Origin of the sequence: Maribacter aquivivus (assembly GCF_900142175.1) — a bacterium.
GTDB lineage: Bacteria > Bacteroidota > Bacteroidia > Flavobacteriales > Flavobacteriaceae > Maribacter > Maribacter aquivivus.
Map to the genome: position 1 here is coordinate 1,988,236 of NZ_FQZX01000001.1, position 16,876 is coordinate 2,005,111.

Annotated in this window: 9 protein-coding genes; 4 read left to right on the forward strand and 5 right to left on the reverse strand. The window is 34.6% G+C overall.

Going from position 1 to position 16,876, the window contains the following annotated elements:
- Window positions 1-121 precede the first annotated feature (121 nt).
- The 5 genes from BUC31_RS08375 to BUC31_RS08395 all read right to left on the reverse strand — a co-directional run bounded on the left by BUC31_RS08375 (window position 122) and on the right by BUC31_RS08395 (window position 11,559).
- Window positions 122-1,711, reverse strand: coding sequence for a sulfatase family protein (locus BUC31_RS08375; RefSeq protein ID WP_073242989.1), 1,590 nt, complete (start codon window positions 1,709-1,711; stop codon window positions 122-124).
- Window positions 1,712-1,723: 12 nt separating this feature from the next.
- Window positions 1,724-3,112, reverse strand: coding sequence for a sulfatase-like hydrolase/transferase (locus BUC31_RS08380; protein WP_073242991.1), 1,389 nt, complete (start codon window positions 3,110-3,112; stop codon window positions 1,724-1,726).
- The gene (locus tag BUC31_RS08385) at window positions 3,112-5,610 is read right to left on the reverse strand and encodes a glycoside hydrolase family 2 TIM barrel-domain containing protein (protein WP_073242993.1); all 2,499 of its coding nucleotides are present in this window, start codon (window positions 5,608-5,610) and stop codon (window positions 3,112-3,114) included. The genes BUC31_RS08380 and BUC31_RS08385 overlap by 1 nt, the downstream gene beginning before the upstream one ends.
- A gap of 17 nt (window positions 5,611-5,627) precedes the next feature.
- A complete protein-coding gene (locus tag BUC31_RS08390; protein ID WP_073242995.1) occupies window positions 5,628-7,148 on the reverse strand; it encodes a sulfatase family protein in 1,521 nt (506 codons plus the stop codon).
- 154 nt (window positions 7,149-7,302) lie between these two features.
- Window positions 7,303-11,559 (reverse strand): two-component regulator propeller domain-containing protein, encoded by a 4,257-nt coding sequence (locus tag BUC31_RS08395; RefSeq protein WP_244534023.1) that lies wholly within the window; start codon window positions 11,557-11,559, stop codon window positions 7,303-7,305.
- 302 nt (window positions 11,560-11,861) lie between these two features.
- Between BUC31_RS08395 and BUC31_RS08400 the strand changes: the two genes are divergently transcribed.
- The 4 genes from BUC31_RS08400 to BUC31_RS08415 are packed head-to-tail and all read left to right on the forward strand — an operon-like array spanning window position 11,862 to window position 16,870.
- Complete coding sequence (locus BUC31_RS08400; RefSeq protein WP_073242999.1) at window positions 11,862-12,872, forward strand: zinc-binding alcohol dehydrogenase family protein; 1,011 nt, start codon at window positions 11,862-11,864, stop codon at window positions 12,870-12,872.
- Between the two features lie 4 nt (window positions 12,873-12,876).
- Window positions 12,877-14,523, forward strand: coding sequence for a UxaA family hydrolase (locus tag BUC31_RS08405; protein WP_073243001.1), 1,647 nt, complete (start codon window positions 12,877-12,879; stop codon window positions 14,521-14,523).
- A gap of 32 nt (window positions 14,524-14,555) precedes the next feature.
- Window positions 14,556-16,034 carry a tagaturonate reductase gene (locus tag BUC31_RS08410; protein WP_073243003.1) on the forward strand — a complete coding sequence of 493 codons (1,479 nt, stop codon included), beginning with the start codon at window positions 14,556-14,558 and terminating at the stop codon, window positions 16,032-16,034.
- A gap of 8 nt (window positions 16,035-16,042) precedes the next feature.
- On the forward strand, window positions 16,043-16,870 hold the full coding sequence (locus BUC31_RS08415; RefSeq protein ID WP_073243833.1) for an amidohydrolase family protein: 828 nt from the start codon (window positions 16,043-16,045) through the stop codon (window positions 16,868-16,870).
- The last annotated feature ends 6 nt before the right edge of the window (window positions 16,871-16,876 follow it).

Consider the following 16,876-nt stretch of genomic DNA (forward strand, 5'->3'; position numbering starts at 1 on the left):
AACAATAGTTATCAATAAATGAAATTTACTCACCTACTTAATGTTGTTTTACTTGAAAGAATGAGATAAAAAAAGGCTTTGAATAAAAATTCAAAGCCTTAATGGTATGGGTTGATATAAATTATTTTAATTCTAATTCTTTAATTTTCGTTTTTTCGGTACCCCTTAATTTTTCATAGGTTGTTATCATTTCTTTCAGTTTTTCAGTATTGGTTTCTGCGAGGTTATTATCTTGTGCTCTATCTTCTTTTATATTGTAAAGTTGATATGCTTCAGAAACACCTAATTCAATTTTAACCTGGTCATTGAAAGAACTGCCTTCATATGGCGGAATCAGTATCCAATCTCCGCTTCTTAATGCAGTTTTTTGGCTGGCTTCCAAAATAAGATCGGTTCTGCCACTCTTTGTTTTACCCAATAAGGCATCTATTATATCTTTACTGTCATCTGTTTTTTGAGTGCTACCTGTTAAACTGGCCAAAGAGTTTAATAAGTCTATTTGACAAACTAACGCTTCTGAAACTGTTGGTTTTATTGTTCCTTTCCAATATGTTATAAAAGGCACATGAGTGCCGGCATCGAATAGACTATATTTCCCACCTCTTAATCCGCCTGCCGGGGTATGCTTTCCTAATTTCTCTACGGCATCATCATAATAACCATCATTTAGCACCGGACCATTATCACTGGTGAAAACAATTAAGGTATTTTCTAAAATACCCTCATTTTCTAATGTTTTCATAAATTCACCAATAACCCAATCTGCCTCAAGAATAACATCGCCACGTGGTCCCATACCAGATTTGCCAACAAAACGTGGATGAGGTGTTCTTGGTACATGTGGTTGTTGAAGTGCATAGTAAAGAAAGAAGGGTTCTTTTTTATGATCTTTGACATATGCCTGAGCTTTTTCTAAAAAGTGATCGGCCATATCTACATCGCTCCATTTGGCATCTTCCCCACCTTTCATAAAACCAATTCTAGGAATACCGTTAACAATACTGTTATTATGACCGTGATGCCATTTCATATTCAGTAATTCAGGATTGTCCTTTCCTGTAGGTTGATTGTCATAATTTTTAGAATAATCTATTTCTATAGGGTCATTTGGGTCTAAACCATCTACATGACCATCTTTTATATACACTGTGGGTACACGATCTTGTGTCGCTGCCATGATATAAGAATAATCAAAACCAACTTCATTAGGACCTGGTGATACTCTCTCATTCCAGTTTACATGTCCGGTGCCGAGACCTAAATGCCATTTACCCACAATACCGGTTGCATAACCTTGTTCTTTTAACATTTTAGGAACGGTCATTTGGTTTGTACTAATAATTAATGGTGCGGTACCCGGTAATATTTGTGCATCTTTATTTCTCCATGGGTATACTCCGGTTAAAATACCATAACGACTGGGAGTACAAGTTGCTGAAGTAGCATAACCATTAGTGAAACGGACACCGCCATTTGCCAAATTATCAATGTTTGGTGTGTTAATTTCTGTGGCACCGTTGGCACTTATATCGCCGTAACCTAAATCATCTAGATAAATAACTACAATATTTGGTTGTACAATAGTATCTGCTTCTTTAGAAATATCGTTTTGGATATTTTTATTAGTCTCTTTGCAACTAAATGCAAATAATATTAAGAGCGACAGATAAAACTTGTGGATAATAAATTTTGTTTTAATAATCTGGTTCATTGGTTTGTTATTTTAATTCTTTTTTAATGAGTTATTTCTGTCTTGTTCCAATTTGTTTTCTTCTTTGATAACATTTTTTGCGTGAGGGTCTAACCAACCTGGTGCTATATTCTTTGCATCCCATTTTTTATATTCATTTTCTAAATCTAGGCAAATTTCTGAATTTGTAGATGCAATATCATTTCGCTCTAGTTGATCATTTTCTAAATCGAATAATAGTGTTTTATTCTTATAGGCACTTTTGTACAACTTGTATTTTCCTTTTCTAACGGCATACTCAAAATTGCCAGATGATCGCCAAAATAACGTCTCATGCGGATTTTCTTTATTTACATTTAAAATGTAGGGTAGTAAGTCAACACCATCTAATTGACTTTCATCAACTGAATCGCCACCTGCAGCATTTAAAAGTGTTGGAAATAAATCTAAAGAGGATATGGGTTTGCTGAAAATTTGATTTGCTTTTATTTTATTAGACCATGTTATAAAGAATGGAACTTTTAATCCTCCTTCAAACAACATGCCTTTATGCCCTCGGTTAGGTCTGTTATCTGCATGTTGAATTCTACCTCCATTATCACTTAAAAATACCAGGATAGTGTTCTCTTTTATACCATTAGCTACCAATGTAGAATCTATTTTACCAACATTGGTATCAACTGCATTTACCATTGCTGCATAAATACTTCTACCGGCATATTCTATATGTTTGGTTTTTTCTAAATACTCTTTAGTTGCATGGTCAGGTGAGTGGGGTGCGTTATATGCTAAATAGATAAAAAATGGTTTATCATCCTTTTTATTGATAAAGTCTATGGTCTCGTTTGTAAAATCATCGGTTAAATATGATAATTCATTTTCAGGTACTGTTTTTCTATTTCTGTAAATAGTCTGAATTTCATTTTTTGACTCCCCCCAATAGTTCATTCCACCGCCAGGAAAACCAAACCAATGATCGAAACCTTGAGCAGGTGGATACAAATCTGGATGATCTCCTAAGTGCCATTTTCCTATAGCACTTGTTCTATAGCCTTGCTCTTTTAAAGCTTCAGAAATCATTTTTTCTGATAAGGGTGTACCAATACTTGCATCATTTTCTCCATCATAGGGCATATTACAATCATGACCAAAACGAGCTTGGTAACGACCGGTTAACAAACCAGCTCTTGACGGACTACAATAGGGATGAGACACATACCCGTTTGAAAAAGTGACACCTTCGCTTGCAAGCCTGTCTAAATTTGGAGTGGGAATATCTGTGGCACCATTAAAGCCAACATCTGCCCAACCTTGATCATCTGTCAGAATTACGATAATGTTTGGTTGCTCTTGGCTAAAGACGGTAGTATAGCTAGAAAAAATTAAAAGAAGTATAGAAGGTAGTAAAGTGTATTTATTCATTATTTTGTTTTTATGGTAATGGTAGTTGAATTTAGATTGTCTGAACTTGCCGTAATTTTAATTTCGCCCGGTGTTTCTGTAGATTTTAAAATTGCCAAACTTTTTCCGTAAAACGATTTAATATGTTTTTCTTTGAACGATTCTAAAGAGGCAGAGTTCCCATTACCTACGGCTTCTAAAACTCCATTACCGGTAACTTCAAAATTCACCAAATTATCAGCGTTTGGACATAAATTACCTTCTTCGTCTTCAACTCTAACCGTTATAAAAGAGAGGTCTTTGCCATCTGAATCTATAGTGCTTCTATCTGCTAGTAAAGATATTTTAGCAGGTTTACCAGCTGTTTTTATTTCTTTTGTTGCTACTTGCTTTCCATCTTTATATGCTACTACTTTTAAACTGCCCGGTTGATAAGGTACATTCCAAGATAATCTGTATTTAGATTTGTAAATACCTCTTTTGAAGCCATAACCTGAATCTAAAAAACCTCTATATTCGGTAAAAACATCAGTTAAATCTTTGCCTTTTACTTTTTTTCCAAATGATTTACCGTTAACGAAAAGTTCTACTTCATCTGCATTGGTGTAAGCGTATACAGGGATAGTTTCTCCTTCTTTTCCTTCCCAGTTCCAGTGTGGTAATACGTGTACCATAGGTTCTGTTGTCCATTGACTTTGGTATAGATAGAAACGATCTTTAGCGAAACCGCATAAATCAACAGGGGCAAAGTAAGAAGCATGAGAAGGCCAATCGTCGTTCCAGTATCCATTGGTAGAATTATCTCTACCACCATAAGGCGTTGGCTCCCCTAAATAATCAAATCCTGTCCAAATGAATTCACCTAAAGAATGCGGATTAGCTTCTTGTGCAGCAAATTCTATATCTGGCGCATATGCCCAAGATGGACCAACGGTAACATCATAACTAGAAACCTGGTTGGTCTCTTTATTGACAGTGTAGGCCTGGGGAATTTCGTAAAATCCTCTTGTGCTTGTTTGTGATGAGGTTTCTGAACCGTAAAAAATCATGTCAGGGTTTTGCTCCCTTATTTCACCATAATAAGCGGGTTTGTAATTTACCCCTACCACATCTATCTGTTGCGCCAATTTATTTGTAAAAGATGCAGGATAATAGTTGAAGCCCGCAGTTGTGGGTCTTGTATTATCTTCATCATGGCAAATGTCATTTAACATTTTAGCTATTTTCCACCCATCGGCTTTAGATTGCTCTAAAATTTCGTTACCGATACTCCACATAATTACAGATGGGTGGTTGCGGTCTCTTTTTATCATATCCCGCAAATCAATTTCAGCCCATTCATCAAAATAATTACTATATCCGTTAGGTACTTTAGGCAATTTCCATTCATCAAAAGCTTCGTCAATGACTACAATGCCTAGCCTATCGCATACTTGTAACATTTCTGGCGACGGCGGGTTGTGACTTGTACGTAAAGCATTTGCGCCCATTTCTTGCATAATTTGCATTTGGCGTTCTGTAGCTCTGTAATTAACAGCAGCGCCTAATGGACCTAAATCATGGTGCATACAAACCCCATTGAGTTCTACGGCATTTCCGTTCAAGTAGAAACCTTCTTTTTTAAATTCGATAGTTCTTATGCCAAACTCTGTTTCGTATTCATCAACAAGCTGACCATCAATTTTAACCCTACTTATGGCTTTATATAAATTGGGCATACCAATAGCCCATAACTTTGGGTTATTTATTTCAATCTCTTGAATTTGCTTGTTCTCAGATTTTTTTAAAAGTGATATGGTTGATGTACTTTCGGCAACATTGTTATTTTCAGTATCTAAAATGGTGGTTTCTAAAGTTACTTCTGAAACATTTTCTGAAGTATTTTTAATTTTGGTTTCAACTTTAATCAATGCTTTCTCTGAAGTGGCAATTGGAGTAGTGATGTAAGTTCCCCATTGCGGAATATGTATTGCATTATTTATTTTTAAGCGTACGTTTCTGTAAATACCTGCACCAGGATACCAGCGTTCAGATAATAGTTCTGGTGCTAATTGTACGGCAATAACATTTTCTTCGCCGAACTTAATGTATGGTGTTAGATAATATTCAAAACCACTGTAGCCATAGTGTCTTTTACCCACAAATTTTCCATTAATGAAAACTTTAGAATTATCCATAACACCATCAAATTCTATAGATATTTGTTTGTCTTCATTCTCTTTACCTATTGTAAAATGCTTTCGGTACCAAGCAATACCATCAATGGTTAAACCACCGTTTCTAGCATTATTGATACTGTCAAAGGGCATTTCTATAGCCCAATCATGAGGCACGCTTACTTTTTGCCATTGGCTATCATCTAGCTTAATTTTTCCGCCATTTTCGATTGTGTCTTTTACAAATAACCAGTCTTTGTTAAAATCTATATCAACAATTACCGCTTCTTCTTTTGGTTGACAAGAGGTAACCAAAAGTGTCATTAATACTATTTTGAAAACTGCGATTTTATAAAGCTTCATTCTTTAAATTTCTATAATTAATTTTTCTGGTTGATTGAATAGCAATCGGTAATATCTAATGGGTCACCCATATCTTTTTGGAGTTGTTGTAGGTCAAGAAAAAGTGATTTAATTCTCTCTTGCTCTTCTGGTAATCTAGAAAGATCATTCATTTCTTCAGGGTCGTCATTTAAATTGAAGAGAAGCAATTTTTTTATGTTTGGGAACACCATTAATTTATACCCGTCTTTTCGAATCATTCTTTGAACATCTAGATAAGCACCGTAAATAGCGTCATATTTACTTTTATTCTCTTTCTTTTTTGCGATGTCTAAAAAACTGTTGAATTCTATATAAGTTGGTTTTTCAATATCAGCAATAGCTAATGAAGTTGCCATGACATCTTGCAAATACACATCTACATTGTTCTTTTTGTTTTTTGGAATATCCGGACCTATTAGTATCATAGGTGGCCTTATACTATGATCGAATAAACTTTGCTTACCCAGTAAACCATGTTGACCCATTGCTAAACCGTGATCTGCCGTAAAGATGATGTACGTATTGCTCATCTTACCGGAAGATTTAAGTGCGTCTATTATTTTGCCAATTTGAGCATCTACATGTGTGATACTGGCGTAGTACTCTTTTGTATGGGTTTTAATGGCAAGTTCAGTTCTAGGGAATGGTGCTAGAGCTTCATCTCTTAGGTTATCCCCGTTGGCAATATCATGTCTAAACGTATATTCAGGCATGTAGCTTTTAGGTAATGATATATCATCTATAGCATACATATCTTGGTATTCTTGCGGTGCCTGCCTGGGGTCATGTGGTGCATTAAAAGCTAGATACATGAAAAAAGGTTTTTCGCTAGATTTTGCGGAGTTTATAAAACCAATGGCGTCGTCTTTTAAAACTTCGCTCCAATGTTTGCCCCCTTGCCAGAATCCACCTTTAGAGGTATCTGTAGGCAACCATGTAGTATCATTTAAAGAAAGCGGACGATTATAACCATTTGGCATAATACTTTCGGACTTTGCATTTTTAAGTTTTGAAAGTGAATCGAATTTGGCAACCATTGTTTCGTGATCCCAAGCATCTCTAGGCATACCAGGACGAATATGAGTGGTGTGATTAAAAACTTTTTCGGCAGGCGCATCTACATGCCATTTTCCAGTCATATAAGTCTCATACCCGTTATTTTCCAATAGCTTGCCCCAGGTCTTGTCAATGGAATCATTATTGATCCAATTTTGTCTAAAAGAATTCGCTCTCCATACCGAGCGACCAGATATAAGCATTGCTCTAGATGCGGCACATACAGCTCCGCTCCATGAACCCATGTTATATGCATTTGTAAACGTAGTACCCTCATGAACCATGGCATCCATGTTAGGGGTGATAATTTCGGAGTTACCTAAAGCATGTATTGAAGAATAAGTTTGGTCATCGGTAAATATGAAAACAATGTTGGGCTTTGAATTTTCTTTTTTTGTTTTAGACTTTCTATCACAAGAAATGAATATAGATAAAAGTAGAAGGGGAAGAATTGACTTCATTTTCAGATTGATGGTTTTAAAAAAAAAATGCTCACTTCAATTGAAGTGAGCATCACAAATAACTCAAATAATATAATGCTAACACTTATTACAAATGTGACTTTTATTAGTTCAACTAGGGATCACAGATGGTTTTTAGATAATAACATATGTTTTATTCTTCTAATTCTTCATCTGAAATTTCATCGGTATTGTTTAACCTTATGTACTTGCTTGGTATAACCCCAAACTGTTTTTTGAAACATTTAGAGAAGTAGGAAGCGGTGTTGAAACCCGTCATATACATGATTTCTTTTACCGATAGGTCACTTTTTTCTAAAAGCTGAACAGCTCGTTTTAATCTAATATTTCTAATAAATTCACTTGATGAAAGGCCAGTCAATTCTTTAATCTTTAAATACAGGTTACTTCTACTCATATTCATTTCTTTCACCAACATTTCAACACTAAATTCAGAATTCATCATGTGTTTTTCTACAATTTCAATAGCATTTTGTAAAAACGTTTCATCTGATGAGGTTACGGTAACCTCATTTGGTTGTAATGTTATTTCGCGATTGAATCTTTTTCGTAGTTCTTCACGGTCTTTTAGGATATTAGCAAGTTTTAATTCTAACATCTCTAAATCAAAGGGTTTTCTAATGTAGGCATCTGCACCTGTTTTTAATCCTTCTATTTCTTTTTCTTGAGATGTTTTTGCAGTTAGCATTACTACAGGAATATGGCTTGTTTCTTGTGCGTTTTTTAGATTATTACACAGTTCTATACCATCCATTACCGGCATTACCAAATCTGTAATTACAATATTGGGCATGAACTTATTTGCTAATTCTAATCCTTTTTTACCATTTTCTGCTTCGTAGATATAATAGCTTTCTCCCAGTCCCTTTTTTATAAAAGATCTAATATCTGGGTTATCGTCTACAATTAGTAGTAACGGCAGTTTAGACCTGGACCTTGTCATGTTTTGGTCAATGATATCATCCATAAAGCTGATGGCATGCGAGTCTGCATCATCTTTACTTATGAAGGTGTTGGCCTCAAAAACTTCATGAAAGTTGATTTCTTTTTTTTCTTCAAAGGTTTCTTTTTCTTTTGGTAACCAAACATAAAACGTAGTACCACTTTCAGAATCGCTCTTAACTTTTATAATACCTTGGTGTAGCTCTACCAGATTTTTGGTAAAAGAAAGCCCAATACCTGTACCCTTAGTATTTACATGTGTTGTAAGTCCTATTTCAGTATAAAAGCGTTCGAATATGTGCTGTAATCTATGAGCTGGTATACCAGGACCAGAATCTTTTACTTGAATAACAATGTACTTAGATTGGTCTACTTTAAGCTCAATATCCTTTGGTTTATTAAAATCATTACCATCAAAAATTTCAAGAAGAATATTACCTTCTTCAGGTGTAAACTTAAAGGCGTTTGAAAGTAGGTTGTTACAAATTTTCTCAACGGCATCTGGATCAAACCATGATAGAATTGATTCTTTCGAAGATTTTATTTCGAATTCAATATTCTTTTTTCGGCTTAGAAATTGAAAAGGTTCACCTACTTCTTTTAAAAACTCGGCAATATTACTTTTACTTAGATTAAGATTCATTTTACCATGATCCATCTTTCTGAAATCTAGTAATTGATTTACTAATCGTAATAGGTAATCGGTGTTTTTTCTCATTAACCCATATTGATCTTTGGTTTCCTTGGGGCTAATTTTTTCTCCTTTTTTAATTAAATAGTCTAATGGACCTTTTATAAGTGTTAGCGGGGTTCTAAACTCATGAGATATATTGGTAAAAAACTCAAGTTTTAGACGGTGAATTTCTTCGTTCTTATCTTTTTCTAAATTTCTAAGTTCTAATTGGTGCTTCTCAGCAGATCTTATCATAGTAAACCTTCTAAAAGCATATAACAATGCTATTGCCAATAGTAAATATGCAAATTTGGCAAGGTTGGTTCGCCACCACGGAGGTGTTACGGTAATTTTAATTTCAACAGGTGTTTCGTCCCAAATGTTATCGTTGTTAGAAGCTTTTACTCGCAAGACATAAGAACCTGGCTCAAGATTGGTATAGGTTGCAAACCTATTATCGGCAGATGTGTAAATCCAATCTTTATCAAATCCATCTAGTTTATAGGCATATTTATTTTTACTTGAGGCTGCATAATGTAATGCTGCAAACTCAAAAGAAAAACTGTTTTCATTATGTTTTAATTCAATTTCGTCAATAGAATTTATAGATTTATCAAGTATAATGCGCCCGTTCATTTCAGCACCTATAGCTAAAGGTTTGTTGAAGATGGAAAAGTTGGTTAAAACTGTTTCCGCTTTTATTTTGTTACTTATAATATCTTCAGGATAGAAAGCGGTAAAGCCGTTGACTCCACCAAAAAGCATTAATCCATCTTTGGTTTTAAAAGCAGCTAGTTCACTGAATTCATTGCTTTGTAAGCCGTCGTTAACATCGTAATTTTGAAAATTTTCCTGATCAATATCAAACTTTGATAACCCTTTATTAGTCGATAACCATAGATTGCCCTGATCATCATCTAGAATACCTTTAATTACATTATTAGGTAAACCCTCTTTTTCGCAATAGGTTTTAAAATGTTCTGGTTTGCCGTCTTTTGCAGGTATAAGTTTATTTAATCCGCCGCCAAAAGTACCTACCCATATATCTCCTGACTGGCTTTCGAAAACTGTTAAAATGTAGTTGTGACTAATAGTAGTTTCATCGTTAGGTATATTCTTATAATTAACGAATTTGGGATTTTTAGAAGTAATTTGATTATATGGTAATTTAGCTAACCCATCACCTGTTGCAAACCAAATATTGTTCTTAGTATCTTGATAAATATCTCTAATAATATTATTGGGTATACCAGTTTCATTAGTAGGGTTATATCTAAAATTATTTTTGGTAAAAGTGTCTCCATCCTCATTTATAAGCCAACGCTGTATTCCACCATTGTAGAAGCCTATCCAAACATTACGGTCTTTATCCTGTAAAATTGAAAATACACTACTAGGTACCTGGGTTATTGGTTTTAAATCATCTTCACCAATTCTTTTATTTGTGTCAAGATCAATTTCAAATAATCCAGGAGAATTTTCTCCGCCAGTAAATAATTTGGTGCTAGATTTTAAGTTTATTTCTTCAATGGCAAATACTTTATTTATTTTTGTAAAGTGCTGAAATTGAGTAAAGTCGTTTTCTTTATCCGTCTTTCCCAGTAAGTTTAAGCCACCACCTTCAGTACCTACCCATAAGTTCCCCTTGCTGTCTTCATGTATGGCTCTGATCTTATCATTACTTAAACTGCCTAATTCTAAGTTTTTCTTTATATGTGAAAATTGTTTTCTTTGAGGGTCAAATTTATTGACTCCGCCACCATTAACACCAACCCATATGATACCGGTGTGATCAATATATAAAGATTTAACTGCATTTTTGCTTAAGCTATTAGTAGGATTTTCAGGATCATATTTATAAAGCCCTACTAGCTCAGGTAATTTTGTTTCGGATAGGTTAGAAAATTCTATAAGACCATCATCGGTGCCTGCCCAAATATGATAGTTATTTATTGAAATGGTGTTAAAGTTGCCACTATAAATAAATTGTAATTGATTCTCTGTTTTATTTGAAGCGTATCGATATAAACCATTACTAGTAGCTAAAATTAAATTACCATAAGTATCTTCAATTATTGATTTCACTTGCGTGTTTGGTAAGTTAATTTGTTCGTTTACTTCTTGAAAATACATGTCTCCATTACTATCTCTAGATAATTTAGAAAGACCAGTTATACCGCCAATCCAAATTTGGTGCATACTGTCTTCGTAAAAGGTATTTACATTGTTACTATTTCTAGTAGGAGAATCACTATTTTGATATAAGTTATAATGTTCAAATTTTAATGAATCTGTTGGCTTTGAAAGATCTGCCATGTCAATGCCTTTGGTGGTGCCCACCCAGAGCCTGTTATCACTATCAATAAATACCAAGGTGATATAATCGCTTGATATAGAAAATTCATTGTTGGCATCACTTTTAAATTGCTTGAATTTTTCGGTTTTTTTGTTAAAATAATTTAAACCTCCGCCAGTTGTTCCAATCCACAGATTTCCTTTTTCATCATCAATTATTTTCCATATTAAGTTACTGCTGATACTATACTGATTTTTAGGATTTGGTTTAAAAAGTGTAAAGTTATACCCATCATATCTATTTAATCCATCATGGGTTCCAAACCACATGAACCCATTATCATCTTGAAAAATTGCATTTACATCACTTTGCGATAATCCATTTTCGGTATTCAAATGCTCAAATTTTAAAGAATTTTGAGCATAACTGGTATGCGCTAATCCAAAGAACAGCATTAAGATTAAATATAGCGAACTCATAGTTGAGCTCATTTTAAACAGGAGATTGGTCATACTAACAAATATATCAATTAAGCTAAGAAAATATATGATGGGTTTTTGGTGTACTACGTATGAGTAATATGGTTAATTTTTATAAGTAATTGATTATCAGTATTTTTTTGATTGTTGCTATGTGAATTTAAATCTATTATACATCATATGTTCTAGCTTTTAAATCATTTGCTATAATCCAAAATGGCTTTATGAACGAACTTTACGCACTATTAGTAGAAGATATATTCTAGTTTAATAAAATTTCAATCGTTACAAATACCTCATTAATGAAATATATAGTTTGTGAAAAACCAGGTGAATTTGTTTTAAAAGAAAAAGAAACACCTGTAAGAAAGAAAGATGAAGCCTTGTTGAGAATTAAAAAGGTAGGTATCTGTGGTACAGATTTACACGCCTATGGTGGTAATCAAGCATTTTTTACATACCCTAGAATATTAGGTCATGAGTTAGCTTCTGAGGTGGTTGAGATTGGAGAAAACGATAAAGGAATCAAAGCTGGCGATAAGGTGGTTGTAATGCCTTATATAAGCTGTGGAGAATGTGTTGCATGCAGAAACGGAAAAACAAATTGTTGTACGAATATTAGAGTTTTAGGTGTGCATACAGATGGTGGAATGCAAGAGTATATTACCGTACCAACAAATATCTTATTGCTTGCCAATAATTTGACCGATGATGAAATGGCTATTGTAGAACCATTGGCAATTGGTGCTCATGCCGTTAGAAGAGCCAATATTGTACCTGGCGAAACGGTTGCCGTAGTTGGTTGTGGTCCAATAGGAATAGGAATTATGAAATTAGCACAGATTGCAGGGGCAAAGGTGATTGCTTTGGATATGAATGAGGAACGTCTGCAATATGCAAAAGATAAAATTGGGGTAGATTATATTATTAATGTTGGTGAAGATCCAGTAAAACAAATTTCTGAAATTACGAACGGTGATTTATGTACTGCCGTATTTGATGCTTCTGGCCACAAGGGAGCACTAGAAACATGCCCTTCATACATGTCTCATGGTGGTAGATTTGTATTGGTGGGACTTTCAAAAGGGGAGCTTACCTATACACACCCGGCAATACATGCGAAAGAAATGACTTTAATGTGCAGTAGAAATGCTACTACTGAAGATTTTGAACATGTAATTAGCGTGTTAGATCAATTTCCAACAACGTCTTTTATAACCCATCAAGTTCCATTTACCGAAATGATAGAAAATTTTGATAGTTGGTTAAAACCAGAGACAGGGGTAATAAAGGCAACAGTTAATTTTAGTTGATCAAATGCAAAAAAGTTACGTTCAAATAGATTCAAAAGATAATATTATCGTTGCCATCACTAATTTAGAGAAGGGTACAGTTGTTACTATAGCAGGTAAAGATGTTACTTTAAAAGAGCATATAAAACAGAAACATAAATTTGCCCTTGTCGATTTTAAATCAGGGGATGAAGTATTTATGTATGGCGTTTTAATCGGTAAAGCAATGACCAATATAGCTGCTGGTTGTGCTATTACCATAGAAAATGTAAAACATGCTTCTGCAGAATTTAATGAAACTAAAACTGAATTTAATTGGCAGGCGCCAGATGTTTCAAAATTTGAGAATAGGACCTTTAATGGTTACCATAGAGATAATGGACAAGTAGGTACTGCCAATTATTGGTTGGTTATACCGCTTACATTTTGTGAAAACAGAAATTTAGATGTAATTGAAGCTGCACTATCAGAAAAATTGGGATACCAAACTTTAAAAGATTTTTCTGTAGATACAGATGCTTTAATTCAACAGTATAAACTTGGCAGTTCTAGAGATAAAATATTAAATACACCTATACTTACTACCCATGAAGAAATGACAAAGAATAGGGTGTTTCCAAATGTAGATGGGATTAAGTTTTTAAAGCACGATGGTGGTTGTGGTGGCATTAGGCAAGATTCTGAAACCTTATGCAAACTGTTAGCAGGCTACATCGCCAACCCAAATGTAGCTGGTGCAACCATACTGAGTTTAGGTTGCCAAAATGCACAGATTACAATGCTTCAAAATGCGTTGAAAGCGATTAATAGTGATAAGCCCGTACATTATTTAGAACAACAACAAAGTCTGAGTGAACGTCACTTTATTGAAGAGGCTGTGAAAGTAACTTTCTTAGGGTTAATCGATGCTAATGAAATCTTTAGAAAACCGGCACCACTTAGTAAGTTGGTTCTAGGTTTAGAATGTGGCGGGTCAGATGGTTTTTCAGGTATATCTGCTAATCCTGCGTTAGGGTATGCATCTGATTTATTGGTTGCCTTAGGGGCTAGTCCTGTATTATCAGAATTTCCAGAGTTGAACGGGGTAGAGCAAGAAATTATTAATAGATGTATTACAGATGAAGACTCTAAAAAGTTTTATGCCCTAATGCGGGCATATTCCGCTGCTGCAGTTGCAGTGGGCTCGGGTTTTGAAAATAACCCATCTCCTGGTAATATTAAGGATGGTCTCATAACAGATGCTATGAAATCTGCAGGTGCGGCTAAAAAAGGAGGTACTTCACCCATAGTAGAGGTTTTAGATTATACAGAACAGGTGACCAAACCAGGGTTGAATTTATTATGTACGCCTGGTAACGATGTAGAATCAACCACGGGTCTTGTTGGTTCGGGCTGCAATGTGGTTGTTTTTACCACTGGTTTAGGTACGCCAACAGGTAACCCTGTAGCTCCCGTTTTAAAAATGTCAAGCAATACAGCTTTATACGAGCGTATGAATGATATTATTGATATAAATGCCGGTACAGTTATCAGTGGAGAAGATTCTATAGAAACTATGGGCGAGAAAATATTGGAACATATTATTCAAGTAGCCAGTGGAACACTTGCTTCAAAAGCGGTGGCACACGGCAATAATGACTTTATTCCTTGGAAAAGAGGAGTATCCTTATAAAATTTTTCAATTTTAATATTAGTAGCGGAAGAATGACGATAGATCAAAAATCAACAGAACTAAAAATTTTAAACCGAAGAACGGCGAATAAACCAGTACATTACCCTTTACGTGTTATGCAATTTGGAGGGGGGAATTTTTTGCGGGCATTTTGCGATTGGATGTTCGATGTGCTGAATAAAACAACAGATTTTAATGGTAGTGTGGTTGTCATAAAACCAACCGAGAGAGGCGATTATACTGAACTTAAAAATCAAGAAGGGTTGTTCCATGTAGCATTAGATGGTATACGGAATGGTAAATTAGTTTCAGAGATTACGTTGGTAGAATCGGTTAGTAAAGTAATTCAGCCTTACACAGAATGGAATGATTACTTGGCCTTGGCTGAGCAACCTGAAATGAGATTTGTTGTTTCTAACACTACCGAAGCAGGTATTAAGTTCTCGTCTAGCGATAAGCAAACTGATTGCCCTCCTCACGAATTTCCAGGAAAGTTGACCTTATGGCTATATCACCGTTTTAATTATTTTAAAGGTGCAACTGATAAAGGTTGTATTGTGCTACCATGTGAATTAATTGAAGATAATGGCGATGCTTTGCAGAAGACGGTTGTACAATATGCTGAACATTGGGATTTAGAACCAGAATTTATCACTTGGATTATAAACTGTAATTATTTCTGCAGCACCTTAGTTGATCGTATTGTATCTGGTTTCCCTACCGATAGAAAGGTTGCAATTGAGCAGCAAACCGGTTACAAAGACGATTTATTAGTAGCTGGTGAGGTCTATCATAGTTGGGTTATTAAAGCACCACCAATTGTTCAGAAAGAGTTGCCTTTTTCTAAGACTGATTTGAATGTTGTATTTGTTGATGATTTAAAGGATTATCGAGAAATGAAGGTTCGTATTTTAAATGGAGCCCATACATCTTTGGTTCCTGTAGGTTATTTGGCAGGTATAAGAACAGTTAAGGAAAGTATGGAAGATGATTTGGTTAGCAACCACATTTTGCAAGTACTATCGAAAGAAATTAAACCTACCCTAACTAATTTTCCAGAAAAGGATATTGACACTTTTATAAATGCAGTTCTTGATCGATTTAAGAATCCGACCCTCAAACATTTTTTAATATCCATATCATTAAATAGCACTTCTAAATTTCAGGCTCGCTTACTACCGGCATTTAAGGAGTACACACAAACTAATGGGCATTTTCCAAAGAGAATAGCATTTTCTTTAGCCTGTTTAATTCGCTTTTATAAAGGAGAATTTGGCGGCGAAAATATCCCTGTAAATGATGATGCCAGCATATTAGAATTTTTTAAGGATGAATGGGGTCAGGTAACAGAGCAACATCAAACTTTAGAAGATTTAGTTACAAACGTATTGTCCAATACTGAAATCGTTGGCGAAAATTTAGCTACATATAATGGATTGGTTCAATTTATTACAAACAGTATCAACAGCATAGATGAAGTAGGGGTAAAAGAATGTTTAAAAGCGCTATAAATAAGCATATGAAAATAGATTCTCATCAACATTTTTGGAAATATGAACCGGTAAAGCATAGCTGGATAGATGATGAAATGGCGGTTATCAGAAAAGATTTTATGCCGGTTGATCTAAAGCAAGTATACCTTGAAAATGATATTGATGGGTGCATTGCTGTACAAGCAGATCAAACAACTGCAGAAACTGACTTTTTAATTGAATTGGCTTCAGAGAATAGTTTTGTAAAAGGAATTGTAGGTTGGGTAGATTTTAGAGGTAATGATATTGATGAGGTTTTGGAACATTACAGTAAATTCAAAATTGTTAAAGGTTTTAGACATGTAGTACAAGGCGAAGCCGATCACAATTTTTTATTACGTCCAGATTTTCTGACAGGTATTTCAAAATTAGCACCCTACAATTTTACCTATGATATTTTGGTGTTTCCGCATCAACTAGGAGCAGTTCTAGAACTTATAAAAAAATTCCCAAACCAAAAATTTGTAATAGATCACATAGCCAAACCTTATATAAAAGATGGTTTTTATAACGGTTGGGCTGTCTTAATGAATGAAATTGGCAAGCAAAAAAATGTGTATTGCAAGTTATCAGGGATGATTACCGAAGCCGATTATAAAAAATGGAACGTTGAGCAAATAACACCTTATATGACCTTGGTTTTAAAAGCATTTGGTGCAGATAGAATAATGTTCGGTTCTGATTGGCCAGTATGTTTAGTGGCCGGAAATTACAAAACCGTAAAAAAATTAGTTACAGATTTCATTTCGCAACTCAATAGCGAAGAGCAGGCTAAAATAATGGGTTTGAATGCAATGAAATTTTATAATTTATAATAGGAA

Excerpts from the sequence above, each read along its gene's own strand:
- BUC31_RS08375 (WP_073242989.1), bottom strand. The coding sequence starts at position 1,711 with ATGAACCAGATTATTAAAACAAAATTTATTATCCACAAGTTTTATCTG.
- BUC31_RS08380 (WP_073242991.1), bottom strand. The coding sequence starts at position 3,112 with ATGAATAAATACACTTTACTACCTTCTATACTTCTTTTAATTTTTTCT.
- BUC31_RS08385 (WP_073242993.1), bottom strand. The coding sequence starts at position 5,610 with ATGAAGCTTTATAAAATCGCAGTTTTCAAAATAGTATTAATGACACTT.
- BUC31_RS08390 (WP_073242995.1), bottom strand. The coding sequence starts at position 7,148 with ATGAAGTCAATTCTTCCCCTTCTACTTTTATCTATATTCATTTCTTGT.
- BUC31_RS08395 (WP_244534023.1), bottom strand. The coding sequence starts at position 11,559 with ATGAGTTCGCTATATTTAATCTTAATGCTGTTCTTTGGATTAGCGCAT.
- BUC31_RS08400 (WP_073242999.1), top strand. The coding sequence starts at position 11,862 with ATGAAATATATAGTTTGTGAAAAACCAGGTGAATTTGTTTTAAAAGAA.
- BUC31_RS08405 (WP_073243001.1), top strand. The coding sequence starts at position 12,877 with ATGCAAAAAAGTTACGTTCAAATAGATTCAAAAGATAATATTATCGTT.
- BUC31_RS08410 (WP_073243003.1), top strand. The coding sequence starts at position 14,556 with ATGACGATAGATCAAAAATCAACAGAACTAAAAATTTTAAACCGAAGA.
- BUC31_RS08415 (WP_073243833.1), top strand. The coding sequence starts at position 16,043 with ATGAAAATAGATTCTCATCAACATTTTTGGAAATATGAACCGGTAAAG.